Source organism: Pseudomonas bubulae (genome assembly GCF_900618535.1).
In the GTDB taxonomy this organism is placed as follows: domain Bacteria; phylum Pseudomonadota; class Gammaproteobacteria; order Pseudomonadales; family Pseudomonadaceae; genus Aquipseudomonas; species Aquipseudomonas bubulae.
The window spans coordinates 396,179-413,452 of record NZ_UYJA01000001.1; the positions used below are offsets into that span (position 1 = coordinate 396,179).

At 59.9% G+C, this 17,274-nt stretch carries 13 protein-coding genes and 1 riboswitch; of the genes, 10 read left to right on the top strand and 3 right to left on the bottom strand.

Going from position 1 to position 17,274, the window contains the following annotated elements:
* Positions 1-32: 32 nt before the first annotated feature.
* Together PPTH39_RS01815 and PPTH39_RS01820 are read right to left on the bottom strand one after the other, a co-directional pair.
* A complete protein-coding gene (locus tag PPTH39_RS01815) occupies positions 33-1,202 on the bottom strand; it encodes an acyl-CoA dehydrogenase family protein (RefSeq protein WP_130871482.1) in 1,170 nt (389 codons plus the stop codon).
* Between the two features lie 112 nt (positions 1,203-1,314).
* A complete protein-coding gene (locus PPTH39_RS01820; protein WP_095019932.1) occupies positions 1,315-2,751 on the bottom strand; it encodes a coniferyl aldehyde dehydrogenase in 1,437 nt (478 codons plus the stop codon).
* A 241-nt stretch (positions 2,752-2,992) separates the two neighbouring features.
* Between PPTH39_RS01820 and PPTH39_RS01825 the strand changes: the two genes are divergently transcribed.
* The 7 genes from PPTH39_RS01825 to PPTH39_RS01855 all read left to right on the top strand — a co-directional run bounded on the left by PPTH39_RS01825 (position 2,993) and on the right by PPTH39_RS01855 (position 12,954).
* Positions 2,993-4,540, top strand: coding sequence for an efflux transporter outer membrane subunit (locus PPTH39_RS01825; RefSeq protein ID WP_130871483.1), 1,548 nt, complete (start codon positions 2,993-2,995; stop codon positions 4,538-4,540).
* Between the two features lie 89 nt (positions 4,541-4,629).
* Positions 4,630-5,742: an efflux RND transporter periplasmic adaptor subunit gene (locus tag PPTH39_RS01830; protein WP_198417400.1), complete on the top strand. Its 1,113-nt coding sequence runs from the start codon at positions 4,630-4,632 to the stop codon at positions 5,740-5,742.
* 9 nt (positions 5,743-5,751) lie between these two features.
* The gene (locus PPTH39_RS01835) at positions 5,752-8,772 is read left to right on the top strand and encodes an efflux RND transporter permease subunit (protein ID WP_130871485.1); all 3,021 of its coding nucleotides are present in this window, start codon (positions 5,752-5,754) and stop codon (positions 8,770-8,772) included.
* Positions 8,773-8,877: 105 nt separating this feature from the next.
* Positions 8,878-10,263 (top strand): GntP family permease, encoded by a 1,386-nt coding sequence (locus PPTH39_RS01840; protein ID WP_130871486.1) that lies wholly within the window; start codon positions 8,878-8,880, stop codon positions 10,261-10,263.
* 29 nt (positions 10,264-10,292) lie between these two features.
* Positions 10,293-11,930 (top strand): AMP-binding protein, encoded by a 1,638-nt coding sequence (locus PPTH39_RS01845; RefSeq protein ID WP_130871487.1) that lies wholly within the window; start codon positions 10,293-10,295, stop codon positions 11,928-11,930.
* Positions 11,927-12,373: a MaoC family dehydratase gene (locus tag PPTH39_RS01850; RefSeq protein WP_095019173.1), complete on the top strand. Its 447-nt coding sequence runs from the start codon at positions 11,927-11,929 to the stop codon at positions 12,371-12,373. The genes PPTH39_RS01845 and PPTH39_RS01850 overlap by 4 nt, the downstream gene beginning before the upstream one ends.
* Positions 12,374-12,450: 77 nt before the next feature.
* A complete protein-coding gene (locus PPTH39_RS01855) occupies positions 12,451-12,954 on the top strand; it encodes a PaaI family thioesterase (protein WP_095023905.1) in 504 nt (167 codons plus the stop codon).
* 95 nt (positions 12,955-13,049) lie between these two features.
* Here the strand turns inward: PPTH39_RS01855 and PPTH39_RS01860 are convergent, their stop codons facing one another.
* Positions 13,050-13,385, bottom strand: coding sequence for an RcnB family protein (locus PPTH39_RS01860; protein ID WP_095000240.1), 336 nt, complete (start codon positions 13,383-13,385; stop codon positions 13,050-13,052).
* Between the two features lie 182 nt (positions 13,386-13,567).
* On the opposite strand from PPTH39_RS01860, the gene PPTH39_RS01865 reads away from it, so the two are divergent.
* From PPTH39_RS01865 to PPTH39_RS01875, 3 genes are all read left to right on the top strand, one after another.
* Positions 13,568-14,341, top strand: coding sequence for an SDR family NAD(P)-dependent oxidoreductase (locus PPTH39_RS01865; RefSeq protein WP_095000241.1), 774 nt, complete (start codon positions 13,568-13,570; stop codon positions 14,339-14,341).
* A 34-nt stretch (positions 14,342-14,375) separates the two neighbouring features.
* Complete coding sequence (locus tag PPTH39_RS01870) at positions 14,376-15,674, top strand: MFS transporter (protein ID WP_130871488.1); 1,299 nt, start codon at positions 14,376-14,378, stop codon at positions 15,672-15,674.
* 102 nt (positions 15,675-15,776) lie between these two features.
* The gene (locus PPTH39_RS01875) at positions 15,777-16,934 is read left to right on the top strand and encodes an acetyltransferase domain-containing protein (RefSeq protein WP_130871489.1); all 1,158 of its coding nucleotides are present in this window, start codon (positions 15,777-15,779) and stop codon (positions 16,932-16,934) included.
* Between the two features lie 33 nt (positions 16,935-16,967).
* Positions 16,968-17,165, top strand: a riboswitch (cobalamin riboswitch).
* Positions 17,166-17,274 lie beyond the last annotated feature (109 nt).

Here is a 17,274-nt window from a genome sequence, read left to right on the forward strand (position 1 = left end):
CCTTATCTCCGATATTGGGGCCACTGCGTAACTCAGCGTTGTGTGCGCGGCATGCCCAGGCCGAACTGGGCAATCAGCTCGCGCTGGATCTCATTGGTGCCACCGCCAAAGGTCAGGTTGACCGATGCCCGCACCTCATATTCCAGCTCGCCAAGCAGATAAGCCGCTGCCGAACCGGCCCGGGTCAGGCCACTGGCACCCAGGATGGCTGACAGCTTGCGCAGGATCTCGATCGCCGACTCCGAGCCGTAGACCTTGGTGGTCGAGGCCAGTGCGACGTCCACACGGTCGCGTTCAAGGTCGGCGGCAATCCGGAAATTGATCAGGCGCATGGCTTCAAGCCGGGCATAACACTCGGCCAGATCGCGCTTGACCCAGGCCACATCAGTGGCGCGGTGGCCCTGCTCATCGGCGCAACGTGCCCACAGATAGACGCGGTTGAACAGGCTGACCACTTTGTCGGACCAGCCCCCCAGGCCCAGGCGTTCGTGGTTGAGCTGAGCCGTGATCAGTTTCCAGCCGCCATGCAACTCACCCACCAGCATGTTGCGTGGCACCCGCACATTGTCGTAATAGGTGGCCGCCGTAGGGTTGCCGGAGGTCGGGATCAGGGTGCTGGAAAACCCCTGGGCACGGGTGTCGAGAATCAGGATCGAAATGCCCTTGTGACGCGCCTGCTCGGGGTCGGTACGGGCCGCCAGCCAGATGAAGTCGGCCGCATCGGCGCCCGAGGTCCAGAGCTTGCTGCCATTGACCACAAAACCGTTGGCATCTTCACGGGCGGTGGTTTTCAATACCGCCAGATCGCTGCCAGCACTGGCTTCGGAGTAACCGATGGCGAAGTTGATGTCCCCGGCGGCGATCCCTGGCAGGAATTTATCCTTTTGCAACGCCGAGCCGTGGGCCATCAGCGCCGGGCCAACGGTACTGATGGTCACGAATGGCAGTGGCGCGCCGGCGATATTGGCTTCTTCAAAGAAAATCAATTGCTCGGTCGGGCCATAACCCTGCCCGCCATAGGCCTTGGGCCAGCCTACCGCCAGCCAGCCATCGCGACCGATTTGCGCGATGGTGCGGCGAAACAGCTCGCCACCTTCGGTACCGCGCATCTGCTGGCGCAGCTCGGGAGTCATCAGGTTCTGGAAATAGTCCCGGACCTTGAGTCGCAATGCATGCTGTTCAGGGGTGAGATCGACAAACATGGGGACGCGCCTCCAGACCGTTAGAAAACGTGCTTGTGTGCGGCTCACTCTAAGGCTGTCTGCGCCCCGCCGCTTCGTCTGTATGGACGAACAAAACAACCGTCTGCCAGGATCAATCCCGAGTGATCTGCGCCAGCATTGCCGCCTCGAAATGCTCGCTATAAGGCGGCAGCAAGCCCCATTCGCCGCGCGGATCGTGGTCGGGTGCCTTGAGTACGGTGCGCAGGTGGCTGAATTCAAGGAACCCTTCACGGCCGTGGTAATGGCCCATGCCCGAGCCGCCGATACCGCCGAACGGAGCATCATGCAAGGCGGCATGCATCATCACGTCATTGAGGGTGACGCCACCGGACAGGGTGTGCTCCAGCACATGACGCTGTTCAAGGGCATCGTTGCCAAAGTAGTAGAGGGCCAGTGGCCGTGGCCGGTCATTGATATGCGCAATCACCTGGTCGACCTCGTCGTAGGGCAGCACGACCATGGCCGGGCCGAAGATCTCTTCGTGCATGATCAGGCTGTCTTGAGGCGGGTCGATAACCAGTTGCAACGGACGCCGACGGTTTTGCATATCGACCGCTTGCGCATAGGGCAGGCTTATCACCCGGGCACCGGCTTGACGGGCCTGGTCAACCAGATTTTCCACCCGGGCCAGATGTTGTGGGTTGACCACGGCAACTACATCCGGGTTGTCGCTTACCTCGGGGATGAACCCGCGGTAAGCGCCAGCAAAGGCATTGATAAACGCCTCAAGCTGCTCACGGGCAACGTAGACCAGGTCCGGGTTGATGCAGACCTGACCGCTGTTGGTGGTCTTGGACAGAGCAATGCGAAAGGCCGCCGTGGCCAGATCCGCGCTGCGGGCAACGATCACTGGCGATTTACCGCCCAGTTCCAGTGTCACCGGCACCAGGTTTTGCGCTGCATTACCCATCACCGAGCGGGCCACGGCGGTACTGCCGGTAAACACCAGGTGATCAAAGGGTTGCGCAGTAAAAGCCTGGGCCAGGTCGGCGCCGCCGGTGACCACCCCCACTTCCAGCGGGTCGAACAGTTCGGCAAACAGCCTGGCAACCAGCGCGGCAGTGCGCGGTACCACCTCCGAGGGCTTGAGGATCGCCCGGTTACCTGCCGCCAGCGCCGAAGCCAGCGGGCTGAGCAGTGTGTACAGCGGCGCGTTCCAGGTCCCCAGAATGCCCACGGTGCCCTTGGGCTGGTACATCACCCATGCCTGGGCACCGAGCTGGTCATAGGGGCTGAAGACCTGTCGCGGTTCATCCTGCATCCAGCTTTCGAGGTGGTCCCGGGCGTGCTTGAGCGAGCCCAGTGCCCCCAGCACATCGTTCATCAATGAGAACCCCCGGGGGCGACCGCCAAAGTCGGCATCCATCGCCTCGGCCAGCGCCAGGTGGTGGTCCACCAGTATGTCGATTACCCGCTGGATTCGCGCCCGGCGCTGCGCAGCGCTGACTGCGCCCTGAGCGTTGAACGCGGCTTTCTGCTCAAGCAACAGGGCTGCCAGACCATCAGCGCAAGAAATTGCACAACTCATTGATGCCTCCTCAACTGAACAAGGGCCCGCACAACACCCTGATCGAAAGCTAGCCCGATCCTGCGTGCAAGCGCCTCGTCCAAGTGGACGAGTAAGTCAGAGTGGCCCCGTAACCTGTACACCCCGCCAATGGCGAAGGTTTCCTCTGGTTGCGGTTGTCCCGCGCTTGGATTAACGTTCAGTCCAACTGCCAACGTGACTTGAATCCCGTCACTACCTGCCCTTTCAGGAGGGCTGTCGGATGCAACGGTGCTTGCCGCTGAGTCTGCTGTTCATTGCCCTCGCAGGTTGTACCCTGGGGCCTGATTTTGTTCGTCCCGAAGTTGCTGCGGATGCCGGTTACTCCACGCACAACCTCACGACCACCGCCCGGGCCGATATTGACGCTGGCGGCGCTGCGCAACGCCTGATTGCCGGCATGGATATACCCGGGCAATGGTGGACACTGTTCCGCTCGCCGGAATTGAACGCCCTGGTGGAAGAGGCCTTGCGCGCCAACCCGGATATCAGCGCCGCGCAAGCAGCATTGCGCCAGGCCAATGAGCAGGTGTATGTCGATCAGGCTTCCTTGTTTCCCGTCCTGAACGGCAATTTGTCGAAAACCCGCCAGAAAGTCTCCGGGACCACATCCGGTACGGCGTCGTCGCCGATTCTCACACTCAGCTCCGCGTCACTGAGCGTGTCCTATGCGCCGGATGTCTTCGGCGGTACGCGCCGGCAGATCGAGTCGTCCACGGCGCAAGCCGAGTACCAGCGTTTTCAGCTTGAGGCCACCTACCTCACGCTATCCACCAATGTGGTCAATACCGCCGTCAGCCTGGCGTCCCTGCGCGATCAGATTGCGGCGACCGGGCAAATCATCCAGCTACAGAGCGACCAGCTCGACCTGCTGCAGGCGCAGCGGCGCCTCGGTGCCATTGCCGATACCGATGTATTGACCCAGCAAACTGCCTTGGCGCAAACCCGCGCTACTCTGGCGCCCTTGCAAAAGCAGTTGGCGCAAACCCGGAACCAGTTGATGGCCTACCTGGGCAGGTTCCCCAATCAGGACAAGGGCGAGCGTTTCAACCTGGCGTCCCTGCATCTGCCGCAAGAATTGCCAGTGAGTCTGCCCTCGGCAATCGTCGAAAAGCGTCCGGATGTGCGCTCCGCTCAGGCGCAACTGCATGAGGCCAGTGCCAATATTGGCGTGGCGGTGGCCAATCAGTTGCCACAGTTCAGCATTACCGGTTCATTGGGTTCCACGGTAGCCAGCGGCAGCACGCTGTTTTCCGCAGGCTCGGGTGTATGGAGCCTGGCCGGGGCAATTGCCCAACCGCTGTTCGATGCTGGTGCGCTTGAACACCGAAAACGGGCGGCGGTTGCGGCATATGACCAGTCGGCGGCGCAGTACCGCGGTACGGTGCTTGCCGCATTCCAGGATGTGGCCAACGTGCTCAGGGCGCTGGAGGCCGATGCCGAGGCGCTCAAGCAGCAAGTGGCTGCGGAGCAGTCCGCCCAGGCCAGCCTTGCCCTGGTGCAGGCGCAGTACCGCCTGGGAGCGGTGGCTTATATCAACCTGCTCACGGCGCAGCAAACCTACCAGAACACCGTGCTCAGCCGGGTCCAGGCCCAGGCCGTGCGCTACAGCGATACCGCAGCGCTGTTCCAGGCTCTGGGCGGCGGCTGGTGGAACCGCAGCGACCCTGACCCCCAGGGCCGCCCTGACCGATTCGGCTTGCCGACTTGGCAAGAACTCATGCCGAGTCACAACAAGACCGCGCCCGCCAAACCCACGCGGCTCGACTGAATACCATTGAAACAGCGAGAACAACCATGGCTGACGTCAACAACGACTCACTCGCGCAACCCACTGCAAGGCGCAGGCTGTGGCGGCCGATGCTTATCATGATCGGGGTGGTGCTGGTGATTGTCGCGATCATCGCCGGGGTCAAGTTCGCGCAGATCTCAGCCATGATTAACCAGGCAAAGCAGCCCTTGCCCGCCGCCGTCGTCACCGCCATGCAAGTACCGTTCGACGACTGGCAGCCGACGGTGACCGCCGTGGGCTCGATAAAAGCCGTGCGCGGGGTCGATGTGACCACCGAAGCGGGCGGCATTGTGCGCAGCATCGGTTTTACACCGGGCCAGGAAGTGGCAGCACAGGCGCTGCTGGTTCAATTGAATGCTGATTCGGACATCGCCCTGCTCCATTCGCTGGAAGCCACGGCGGACCTGGCCGCCATCGTCCTCAAGCGTGACCGCGCACAACTGGCGGTCAACGCCGTGTCCCAGGCGCAAGTGGACACCGACAACGCAGACCTCAAAGCCAAACTGGCCGCCGCAGAACAGCAGCGGGCGCTGGTGGCGCAAAAAACCATTCGTGCGCCCTTTGCCGGGCGTATAGGCATTACTGCTGTCAACCCCGGGCAATACCTCAACCCCGGTGACAAAATCGCCACGTTGCAAACCTTCGACCCCATCTATATCGACTTCAACGTGCCCCAGACCCAACTGGAAGCCATTGCTGTCGGCCAAAAAGTATCGGTGACCGCCGACGGCCTCTCCAACCAGACATTCACGGGGCGCGTCAGCACCATAGACACCCGCTTCGACCCGACCACGCGTAACGTCACGGTCGAAGCCAGCGTTGCCAACCCCGGGAAAAACCTGGTGCCCGGCATGTTTGCCCGCGCAGTTGTCGACTCGGGGGCGGTGCTGCGCTACCTGACCGTGCCACAGACAGCCGTCACCTATAACCCCTACGGCACCACCGTTTTTATCGCGCTGTCGAGCAAGAACGACAAGGGTGAAGACGTTCTCACGGCGCAACAGGCCTTTATCAAGACCGGACCGACCCGTGGCGATCAGGTCGCCATCCTGTCCGGTGTGAAGGAAGGCGACCTGTTGATCACCAGTGGTCAGATGAAACTCAAAAATGGCTCACCGGTGCAGATCGACAACAGTGCTGCGCCGCTCAACGATGCGGCGCCAACGCCTCAAGAACATTAAAGGTGACCCATGAAGCTCACCGATACCTTTATCCAGCGCCCGGTCTGGGCCGTAGTGGTTTCGCTGTTTATCCTGATCTTGGGGCTACGTTCGATCTTCGAATTGCCGGTCAACCAATGGCCGCGAACCGAAAATGCGGTGGTCACTATTACTACCGCCTACTACGGCGCCGATGCAGCCACAGTTGCCGGGTTTATCACCCAGCCACTGGAGTCGGCGATCGCCCAGGCCCAGGGCATCGATTATCTGTCTTCGTCGAGTATTACCGGGGTCTCGACCATTACCGCCACGCTGCGGCTGAACTTCGACGCCAGCAAGGCCCTGACCGAGATCAACACCCAGGTCAACTCGGTCAAGAACCAGCTACCGGCCCAGGCCCAGGAACCGGTGCTGTCGGTTGCGGTGGGGCAAACCACGGATGCCATGTACCTGGGGTTCTACAGCGACACCCTGCCCACCAATAACATCACCGATTATCTGGTGCGGGTGGTCAAACCCAAGCTCGACTCGATCCAGGGCGTGCAAACCGCAGAAATCCTCGGTGGGCGCCAGTTCGCCCTGCGTGCCTGGCTGGACCCGGACAAACTGGCGGCCCATAACGTCACCGCCCAGGACGTAGTCGCGGCGCTGGCCAACAACAACTACCTGTCTGCCGTGGGTTCAACCCGCGGGCAAATGGTCACGGTAGACCTGACGGCCGGAACCGACTTGCACACGGTGGATGAATTCAAGCGGCTGGTGATCAAGAACAACGACGATGCCCTGGTGTACCTGGAAGATGTCGCCACTGTGACCCTGGGTGCAGAAAGCTACGACAGCAGCGTGGCGTTTTCCGGCAAACGTTCGGTGTTCGTCGGTATCAAGGCCGCGCCCAATGCCAATATCCTCAGCGTTGCCAGCAGCGTGCGCGACGCCTTCCCCGAACTGCAAGCGCAATTGCCTGCAGGCGTGCGCGGCGAAATCGTTTATGACTCCACAGCGTTCATCAATACTTCGATTGTCGAGGTGGTCAAGACCCTGGTGGAAGCAATGGTCATAGTGTCGGTGGTCATCTACCTGTTCCTCGGCTCATTCCGCGCGGTGATAGTGCCACTGGTGGCGATACCGCTGTCGCTGGTCGGCACCTTCTTTGTCATGTATCTGCTGGGTTACTCGATCAACCTGCTGACCTTGCTTGCATTGGTTCTGGCCATTGGTCTGGTGGTGGACGACGCGATTATCGTGGTGGAAAACGTCGACCGGCATATCAAGGAACAAGGCAAAAGTGTATTTGAAGCCGCGTTGATGGCGGCGCGTGAACTGGGCGGCCCGATCATCGCGATGACGGTGGTGCTGATTGCCGCCTATGTGCCGATCGGGCTGCGCAGCGGCTTGACGGGGGCACTGTTCAAGGAGTTCTGTTTTTCCCTGGCCGGTGCGGTAACCGTATCGGCAGTGGTGGCCTTGACGCTGTCACCGATGATGACCTCCCGGCTATTGCAACCCGGGCAGGATGAAGGTCGCTTCGCGCGCCGGCTCGATCAGTGTTTTGACTGGCTGCGCGGGCGTTACCATCGCGTTTTGTCAGCCGGTCTGGATATCTGGCCGGTGCTGGTGACCTTTGGCTTTGTCCTGTTTGTACTGGTCGCCGCCAGTGGCATGACCGCCAAAAGCGAACTGTCACCGACCGAAGACCAAGGGCTGGTGTTCATGATGATCAAAGGCCCGCCGACAGCTGCACCGCAACAGAAGGAGCCTGAATACGCGCAGATGTTCCAGCTGACCGGGCTGCCCGCCCTCAATCAGGGCCTGGGCGGGGTCTTGCTCAAGCCCTGGAGCGAGCGCACACGCTCCCAGGCCGAGCTGATCTTCGATCTTCAGCAAAAATGGAATCAGGTGCCGGGGGCCACCGTCGCTGCCTTCCCATTGCCTTCGTTACCGGGCGCCCAGGGATTGCCGGTGCAGTTTGTGATCACCACCACCGACTCGGTAGAAAACCTCAATGAAGTGGCTCAGGCCGTGATGGCCGAAGCCCAGAAGCAACAGCTGTTCTGGTTTGCCGACATGGACCTGAAACTGGACAAACCGCAGGCCAGACTGGTGGTCGACCGGGAAAAAATTGCCGCACTGGGCATGACCCAGGCAGATGTCGGCGCAGCCCTGTCAGCTGCATTGGGTGGCAACTACGTCAATTACTTCTCGACCGCCGGGCGCTCATACAAAGTCATCCCGCAAGTACTGCAGGTTGACCGGCTCAACCCCGAGCAGATTCTCGATTACTACATCCGTACGCCCGCCGGTGTGATGATCCCGGCGCGCACGGTGGCGCATATCGAGACCTCGACACAACCCGAGTCGATCAATCACTTCCAGCAGTTGAACTCGGCGACCCTCTCGGGCGTCAGCGGTGTGGCCCAGGGCGAGTTGCTGGCCAGGCTCAACACTATCCTGAGCGACATTGCGCCCTCGGGTTACACCTCGGACTTTTCCGGCGAGTCGCGTCAGTTCATGCAAGAGTCCGGCGGCTTTGTCGGCTTGCTGCTGTTCTCGATATTAATCGTCTACCTGGCCCTGGCCTTCCAGTTCGAAAGCTTCCGCGATCCGGTGGTCATTCTGTTCTCGGTGCCGCCGGCACTGTTTGGTGCGCTGGCCTTTATTACCATGGGCTTTGCTTCGATCAATGTGTACACCCAGGTGGGCCTGGTGACGCTGCTGGGGCTGATCACCAAGCACGGGATCCTGATCGTGCAATTTGCCAATGAACTGCAACGCGCAGGCCGCAGCAAGCGTGAGGCCATTGAGGAAGCCGCCGGCGTGCGCCTGCGGCCGATCCTGATGACCACGGCCGCGATGGTACTGGGCGTGGTGCCGCTGGTCTGGGCTTCCGGTGCCGGGGCTGCAGGGCGCCATGACATGGGGCTGGTGATCTTCGCCGGGCTGTCTATCGGCACCCTGCTGACGCTGTTCATGGTGCCGGCGATGTATATGTTTATCGGTTCCAGCCATCACCTCCAGGCTGCACGACCCTCGACAGATCCGCGCGGCGGATGAATACAGGGGGCAAGGTTGACAGGGTCGCATACGTGCTCTAGGTTGACGCAAACGTAAACGTAAGCACAAAAACAAGCCAAAACAATAATTATAAGAGAGCCACCCATGAGCACGATGGCGATACTGATATCCCTTCTGTTGTTGATGTTTTTCGCCTACCGGGGCGTGACGGTTTTGATCCTGGCGCCGTTGATGGCCGCGCTGGCCGTTCTTCTCAGCGGGGCAGCCGCAGATATCATGCCCACCTTTACCCAGCTGTTCATGAAGGAGCTGGGGCTCTATGTGATCAAGTTTTTCCCCCTGTTCATACTCGGTGCCCTGTTCGGCAAGCTGGTCGCCGACTCCGGAGCAGCGCATACCATCGCTGACTGGTTTATGCGCAAACTCGGCCATCGCCATGCAATTCTCACCGTAGTGCTGGCCTGTGCGCTGTTGACCTACGGTGGCGTATCGCTGTTTGTGGTGGCCTTTGCCGTATACCCGATCGGGGCGGCAATTTTTCGTGAGTCCGGCACGCCAAAACGCTATATGCCAGCGGCCATCGCGCTGGGGGCCTTTACCTTCACCATGACCGCGCTGCCTGGCGCACCGTCGATACAGAACTCGATTCCCACGGCTTATCTGGGCACCACCACCTTCGCCGCCCCGGGCCTGGGCATCATCGCGTCGATCGTCATGCTGTGGATGGGCAGCTGGATGCTGCAATCGCGAGCCCGCAAGGCCATGGCCAAGGGTGAAGGCTACGGCCCCCATGACGACGAAATAGCGTCGAATGCCAGCATAAAAAAACCCGGACTGCTCGTAGCCCTGCTGCCGATAATCGTGGTGATCGGCCTGAACGCGGCGTTCAGCTACTGGATCCTGCCTGCCCTGGACCTCAGCGTTTTGCGTGAAGAGCGCTTTGGCAATATCGACCCGGTGAGCGTCATAGGGCTGTGGTCCGTGCTGTTGGCCCTGATGTGCGCAATCGTATTTGTGATCCTGCTCAACTGGCGCCGCTGGGACAACCTGACGGTCACCCTCAACAAGGGCACCATCGGCGCCCTGCTGCCGATCTTCAACACAGCTTCGGAAGTGGCCTATGGCGCGGTGATCGCCGGTATGGCCGGATTTGCGCTGATCAAGGACACCATCCTCAATGTCTCGCCGGAGCATCCGCTGATTTCGGCCGTGCTCAGCATGAACGTGCTGGCAGGCATTACCGGCTCCTCGTCCGGAGGCCTGAGCATCGCCTTCCGCACCCTGGGCACGGACTATCTGCGCATGATCGAAGCCGCGGGCATCAGCCCCGACCTGTTTCACCGGGTCGCTACCATTGCTGCCGGCGGCCTGGACACCCTGCCCCACTCGGGCGCGGTGATCACCTTACTGGCAATTTGTAACCTTACGCACCGCCAGTCCTACCCGCAAATTTTCATGATGACGACCGTTGTGCCCATGACCGCCTTGCTGGTGGTCATGGTGCTGGGTTCAACGTTCGGCAGCTTCTGACCATGGCGCATAACAACAAGGACTCGACCATGAACACGGCACCTCTCTCTCCCAGCGACCCGCAACGGGATGCTTCGCAGCGTTTCAATATTGCCCGGGCTTGCTGTGACCGCTGGGCTGACGACCCCGAACGCATTGCGATCATCCAGAAAAATGCCGATGGCACGGTTCAATACCACAGCTTTTTGGCCTTGCAACAACAGGCCAACCGCCTGGCCAACAGTTTGCGCGCACAAGGTATCAACGCAGGTGACAGGGTCGGGATCATGCTCCCTCAAGGCCTGGAGGCCGGCACCGCCCATATCGCGCTGTACAAGCTGGGCGCCATTGCGGTTCCGCTGTTCAAGCTGTTCGGTGCGGACGCCATCGAACATCGCGCTTCGAACTGTTCAATGCGTGCGCTGATCACCGACGCCAGCGGCCTGCAGAAGATCGACGGAATTCGTGCCGGCCTTGCCCACTTACAGCTGTGCTACGTTATCGATGCACCCGTGCATCGTAATGACGTGCTTGATTACCATGAGCAACTGCAGTGCCACAGTGACCAGTTCGAGACCCTCGATACGGCGGCCGAGGATCCGGCACTGATCATCTACACCTCCGGCACCACCGGCCATCCTAAAGGCGCTTTGCATGCCCATCGTGTGTTGCTCGGGCATTTGCCCGGCGTGCGCAGTTCACACGACGACTTCCCCCAGCCCGGTGACCGGATGTGGACCCCGGCAGACTGGGCATGGATTGGCGGGTTGCTCGATGTGCTGCTACCTGCCTGGTATCACGGCGTGCCGGTGGTGGCCCACCGCGCTGACAAGTTTGTACCTGAAGACGTATTTGCCCTGATTGAAGCATTGCAGATTAAAAATGTCTTCTTCCCGCCCACCGCCCTCAGGCTGTTACGCCCTGTCGAAAACCCGCAACAGCGCTGGCATCTCGCGCTGCGGTCGGTTGCCAGTGGTGGCGAGTCACTGGGTGATGAACTGTTGGCCTGGGGCGACCAGGCGCTGGGCGTGCGCATCAATGAATTTTATGGCCAGACCGAATGCAATCTGGTGGTGTCCTCCTGCGCCAGCCAGGGGATCTACCGCCCCCATGCCATTGGCCGCGCGGTCGAGGGGTTTGACGTGGCCATCGTCGACGACTATGGCGTGCCCGTGCCCACAGGTGGTTCAGGGCATATTGCCGTGGCCACGCCCAACGGCAGCCAGATGCTGCGCTATTGGGAAAACAGCCAGGCCACTGCCGAGAAATACCTCAACGGCTGGCTGGTGACGGGCGACAAGGGCTCGATGGATGAGGATGGCTATATCTTCTTCCTTGGACGCAACGATGACGTCATCACCAGCGCAGGCTATCGCATCGGACCGACCCCCATCGAAGACTGCCTGATCAAGCATCCGGCGGTGAAAATGGCGGCGGCTATCGGCAAGAAAGATCCGATTCGTACCGAGGTGGTCAAGGCGTTTGTCGTCCTCAACCACGGCTACGCCGCCAGCAACAACACCATACGCGAGCTGCAGGCGCATGTTCGCGCACAACTGGCGGCCCATGAGTACCCCCGTGAAATTGAATTCCTCGACGAACTGCCCATGACCACGACGGGCAAAATCATTCGCAAGGCCCTGCGCGAACTGGAAGAACAACGTACTGCGATGGAGCTGCAAGCATGAATTTTCTAGGAAAGGCTTTCAACGAAATTACCCGGGGCGAAACGTTTGGCCAGTCGCTGACCATCGATGCGTCACACATCAGCCGTGCCTGCGGCATGTTTGGTGACTTCAACCCGTTGCACAGCGATGCCCAATTTTGTGCTAGCAGCCGTTTCGGTCGACCGATCCTGCATGGGCCAATGACCAGCGCCTTCATGTCTGCTTCCATCGGCATGTATTTCTACGGCACCGCCGTGGCCTACCTTGAGCATAACTGCCGGTTTATCGCTCCGGTGTTTGCAGGCGACACCCTGAGTGTCGAATGGACCATTACCGAAACCCTCGACAAACCCCGCAGCAATGGCGGTATTGCCGTACTCAACGGCTATTGCAGCAACCAGCGCGGCGAGCAGATTGCCGAGGCCAGCGGCAAGATTTTGCTCAGCAATCGGACGCCGGTTTAGACCTTTTCCAACAGCCCGGCTGGCTGTGAACATTGCCCGCCACGACAAGTCGGCGGGTCCTTGAGGATGAATATGATATGTCCCGGCTAACGACCTCTCTGCAAGACACCGCAGCCCCCGATGGAGTCTGTTATGGCTGCGGCAGCCACAACCCTCACGGCTTGCATATCAAGAGTTACTGGCACGCAGACGGTGTGCATGTGATCGCCGAACACCTGCCGGACCCCAAATATTGCGGTTGGCCCGAACTGGTATACGGCGGCATGATCGCCATGCTGGTGGACTGCCATTCGAACTGGACGGCCATGGCTTATCACTACCGCATGGAGCAGCGCGATGCGGCCAGCCTGCCGCGGATCAATTGCGTCACGGGCAACCTGGGAATCAAATTTATCAAACCGACGCCCATGGGCGTACCGCTGACCTTGCGGGCCCGGGTGGAAGGCGACGTGGGGCGTAAAACGCGGATTTTATGCGAGGTCTATGCCGGGGATGTGCTGACGGCGGTGGGCGATTCGATTTTCGTACGGGTCGACACCGGGCAACTGGCCACGGCAGCCCATGGCCGCGCTGCGGGTTAAAGCTGATCGGCGTGACATCATCGCGAGCAAGCTCGCTCCCACCCTGATTGCCAGCAGCGCAATCGGTGGGAGCTGACTGGTCCGGGATCCAGCCGTTATTTACTCAGGACTCTGGCGTCTTTGGTGCGGATCTCCTTGATTACCGCATTGACGCGATTGACCAGCACATAGTGGCCGCTGATTTGCACCCACTGTTCATGTTCATCAGGTTTTGGCAGGCCCCGGGCGTGCCAGTCCTTGATCGCCTCCGCGTCCCGGATGAATTGATCAGGCGCCTTGTCGCCGTTGCCATAGCAACTGCTCAGGTCCATGGACTCAGCCAGTATCTGCCCCGGCTTGCAGTCCCCGGGTTTGTCGTCATCAGCCTGTGCTGCGTAAGGCATGGCGCACAAAAGACCGGCCATTATTGATGCAGAAATCAAGCTGCGCATGTTCACCTCAACGTATGGGAGTACAGGCTTTATGGACAAGCCCTCACTGCAGTACGTTCCAATATCTTAATCAAGAATATTGATCACGAGATCAGCAATGACGATTGGACTGCACTTATAGCTTGAGGTGAAGTAACCACAAGGCCGCTGAAAATAATAAACGGCCATTTGTGGAGAACAGCATGTCATTCAATATCAACAGCTTCAAGCTTGAGGGGCGTCGGGCCCTGATCACCGGATCAGGCCAGGGTATCGGGCTTGAACTGGCCCGCGGCCTGGGCGCAGCTGGCGCAACGGTGGTGATCAACACTCGCAATATCGATAAATCTCGTGCCGTGGCCGCTCAACTGCGCGACGAAGGGCTGAAGGCTGAATCCGTGGCCTTCGATGTGACCGACCGCGAGCAATTGCTAGCCGCGATCAACACCTTTGAGAGCGATGTCGGGGCCATCGATATTCTGGTCAACAACGCCGGCATCCAGCGTCGTGCGCCACTGGAGGACTTCAGCGCCAGCGACTGGCACGACGTGATGCGCACCAACCTGGACGGTGTGTTCCATGTTTCCCAAGCTGTTGCGCGGCACATGATCGCCCGCGGTCGCGGCAAGATCATCAATATCTGCTCGGTGCAAAGCCAGCTGGCACGCCCGACCATCGCCCCTTATGCCGCCTCCAAAGGCGCAGTGAAGATGCTCACCAAAGGCATGTGCGCCGAGTGGGCACGGCATGGCATCCAGGCCAATGGCCTGGCCCCGGGCTATTTTGCCACCGAAATGAATCGCGCCCTGGTCGATAACCAGGAGTTTTCCGAGTGGCTGTGCAAGCGCACCCCGGCTGGCCGCTGGGGCCGGGTTGATGAGCTGTGCGGAGCCGCGGTGTTCCTGGCTTCGCCGGCTTCGGACTTTATCAACGGGCAAACCCTGTTTGTGGACGGGGGCCTGACCAGCGTTGTTTGACCCGCACCTGAAAAACAATAACAAGGAACACCCCATGAGCACGCTTAAAGAACCAGCACTGCCCTTGAGCGAGATCGGCAGTGCGCAGGTCAAGACCCAGGGCTTCGCGACCAAACGCTGGCTGTATCTGATCCCGCTGATATTCATTACTTACAGCCTGGCCTACCTGGACCGGGCCAACTACGGCTTTGCCAGTGCGGCGGGCATCGAGCAGGACCTGGGCATCACCAAGGGCATGTCCTCGCTGATCGGTGCGCTGTTTTTTCTCGGTTACTTTTTCTTCCAGGTACCGGGGGCGATCTACGCGCAGAAGTACAGCGTGCGCAAACTGGTGTTCTGGAGCCTGATCCTGTGGGGCTTTTGCGCCATGGCCACGGGGTTGGTGACCAATATCCCGATGCTGATGTTTATTCGGGTTTCCCTGGGCATTGTCGAAGCGGCCGTGATGCCGGCCATGCTGATTTTCATCAGCAACTGGTTCACCCGCAAAGAGCGCTCGCGGGCCAATACCTTCCTGGTGCTGGGCAACCCGGTGACCGTATTGTGGATGTCGGTACTGTCCGGCTACCTGATCCAGGCCTGGGGCTGGCGCGAAATGTTCATCATTGAAGGCGCGCCAGCGGTGCTCTGGGCCTTCGTCTGGTGGCGCATGGCGCGAGACAGGCCTGAACAGGTGAACTGGTTGACGCCACAGGAAAAAGCCCGACTGGCGTCGACCCTGGCTGATGAACAGAAAGGCATGCAACAAGTGCGCAATTACCGTCAGGCGTTTACCAGCCCTGTGGTGATCCAGTTGTGCTGTGTGCATGCGCTGTGGAGCATTGGCGTGTACGGTTTTATCATGTGGCTGCCGAGCATTATCAAACAGGCAGCGGCGGCGGACATCGTGACAGTTGGCTGGCTAAGCGCAGTTCCTTATGTCGCAGCGGTAGCGACGATGCTGGCTGTGTCCTGGGCTTCGGACAAAACCCAGCAGCGCAAACCCTTCATCTGGCCGCTGCTGGCCTTGGGGGCGCTGGCCTTCTTCTGCTCGTTCCTGCTCGGGTCTTCACATTTCTGGTTGTCGTTTGCTTTGCTGACTATTGCCGGTGCTGCACTTTACGCACCTTATGGGCCTTTTTTCGCACTGATACCGGAGATTATTCCTTCGAACGTGTTCGGCGGAGCCATTGGCCTGATCAATGCCTGTGGCGCCCTGGGGGCCTTTGTCGGCTCCTGGATCGTGGGCTACCTGATCGGCCTTACCGGCAATCCGGGGGCGGCGTATATCTTTATGACGGCCGGGGTGCTGTCTTCGGCATTGCTGATGGCCTGGGTGAAAGTGCTGCGCTAGACATATCCAGCTTTGAGAGTGTTTCTCAAAGGGGTGACAGCGAAACAGGGAATGTTATACAGTATCAGTACTTTATAACATTCCCTTGCCAGCGACCCTTCAATGACCCTCCCTACTCCCCCCTTGAATCAGCGCCTGCTGTCCATCGATGCCCTGCGCGGCCTGGTTATCCTCTTTATGCTGCTGGACCACGTGCGCGAGACGTTCTTCCTGCACCGGCAAGTAGCCGACCCGATGAATATCGAGATCACCGACCCTGCACTGTTCTTCAGCCGTACCCTGGCCCATCTGTGTGCGCCGGTGTTTGTCTTGCTGACCGGTCTGTCGGCGTATCTGTATGGCGAAAAGTATCAGGGCAAAGGCGATGTTTCGGCGTTCCTGTTCAAGCGCGGGCTGTTTCTGGTGCTGCTGGAGTTCACTCTGGTCAACTTCGCCTGGACTTTCCAGTTGCCGCCGTCGGTGATCTACATGCAGGTCATCTGGGCCATTGGCGTCAGCATGATCGCCCTTGCCGCCCTGGTGTGGCTGCCACGCCCGGTCTTGCTGATACTTGGCCTGGGAATCATCGCCGGGCACAATCTGCTGGATAACCTGCATTTTGCGGCGGGGTCGATGATGCATGTGCCCTGGGCGATTTTGCATGATCGCGGCTGGATTGAAGTGGGCGACAGCTTGCGCATGCGCACGTCCTATCCGGTGTTGCCGTGGATCGGCGTGATTGCTCTGGGTTATTGCCTGGGCCCCTGGTTCACCCGCTCCACCCCGCCAGCCCTGCGCCAGCGCTATCTGTTGCTGGCGGGCAGTGGCGCCCTGCTCGGCTTTATGCTGCTGCGTTTGTTCAATGGCTATGGCGAAGCCCCCTGGGCAAGCCATGACTCCGCCATGCACAGCGTGATGAGTTTTTTCAATATCACTAAATACCCGCCTTCGCTGTTGTTTCTCGCCTTGACCCTGGGTGTGGGCCTGTTGCTGTTGCTGACGTTTGAGCGGGCGCAACAGCGCAAGTGGATCAGCACCCTGGCCGTGTTTGGCGCAGCCCCGATGTTTTTCTATCTGTTGCATCTGTATGCACTCAAAGTGCTGTACCTGGCCAGTGTTGCCCTGTTTGGCTTGAATCAGGGCAACTATTTCGGTTTCGACAGTATCGGGGCGGTGTGGTTAACGGCCGTGCTGCTGGCCATTTCGTTGTATTTGCCGGTGCGCTGGTTCGCCAACTTGAAAGCCCGCCGGCGGGATATCACCTGGCTCAAGTATTTCTGATTCTGACGGCGCCCCCCTTTGCCCAACAGGATCGATTATCATCTCGCCGCCGGTCCCCCCTAGCGGGGGGTTAAAAGGGAATCCGCAGTGCTTTTTCAGCACCCAACGGAACTGCCCCCGCAACTGTAGATGACGAGCCTGCTCCAAGATTGCCACTGGGATACCCCCCGGGAAGGCTGGAGCAAGCGATGACCCATCAGTCAGGAGACCTGCCGGCAAAGTCCACAAACTAACCGGCGGGGTGTCCGGGGAGGCATCCTGCTTTGTACTGTTGCTGCAGCAGTACCCGATGATGCATTCCCGTCCGTGCACCTGTGCCCCGTGTACGATCAAATGGAGA

Excerpts from the sequence above, each read along its gene's own strand:
- PPTH39_RS01815 (WP_130871482.1), bottom strand. The coding sequence starts at position 1,202 with ATGTTTGTCGATCTCACCCCTGAACAGCATGCATTGCGACTCAAGGTC.
- PPTH39_RS01820 (WP_095019932.1), bottom strand. The coding sequence starts at position 2,751 with ATGAGTTGTGCAATTTCTTGCGCTGATGGTCTGGCAGCCCTGTTGCTT.
- PPTH39_RS01825 (WP_130871483.1), top strand. The coding sequence starts at position 2,993 with ATGCAACGGTGCTTGCCGCTGAGTCTGCTGTTCATTGCCCTCGCAGGT.
- PPTH39_RS01830 (WP_198417400.1), top strand. The coding sequence starts at position 4,630 with ATGCTTATCATGATCGGGGTGGTGCTGGTGATTGTCGCGATCATCGCC.
- PPTH39_RS01835 (WP_130871485.1), top strand. The coding sequence starts at position 5,752 with ATGAAGCTCACCGATACCTTTATCCAGCGCCCGGTCTGGGCCGTAGTG.
- PPTH39_RS01840 (WP_130871486.1), top strand. The coding sequence starts at position 8,878 with ATGAGCACGATGGCGATACTGATATCCCTTCTGTTGTTGATGTTTTTC.
- PPTH39_RS01845 (WP_130871487.1), top strand. The coding sequence starts at position 10,293 with ATGAACACGGCACCTCTCTCTCCCAGCGACCCGCAACGGGATGCTTCG.
- PPTH39_RS01850 (WP_095019173.1), top strand. The coding sequence starts at position 11,927 with ATGAATTTTCTAGGAAAGGCTTTCAACGAAATTACCCGGGGCGAAACG.
- PPTH39_RS01855 (WP_095023905.1), top strand. The coding sequence starts at position 12,451 with ATGTCCCGGCTAACGACCTCTCTGCAAGACACCGCAGCCCCCGATGGA.
- PPTH39_RS01860 (WP_095000240.1), bottom strand. The coding sequence starts at position 13,385 with ATGCGCAGCTTGATTTCTGCATCAATAATGGCCGGTCTTTTGTGCGCC.
- PPTH39_RS01865 (WP_095000241.1), top strand. The coding sequence starts at position 13,568 with ATGTCATTCAATATCAACAGCTTCAAGCTTGAGGGGCGTCGGGCCCTG.
- PPTH39_RS01870 (WP_130871488.1), top strand. The coding sequence starts at position 14,376 with ATGAGCACGCTTAAAGAACCAGCACTGCCCTTGAGCGAGATCGGCAGT.
- PPTH39_RS01875 (WP_130871489.1), top strand. The coding sequence starts at position 15,777 with ATGACCCTCCCTACTCCCCCCTTGAATCAGCGCCTGCTGTCCATCGAT.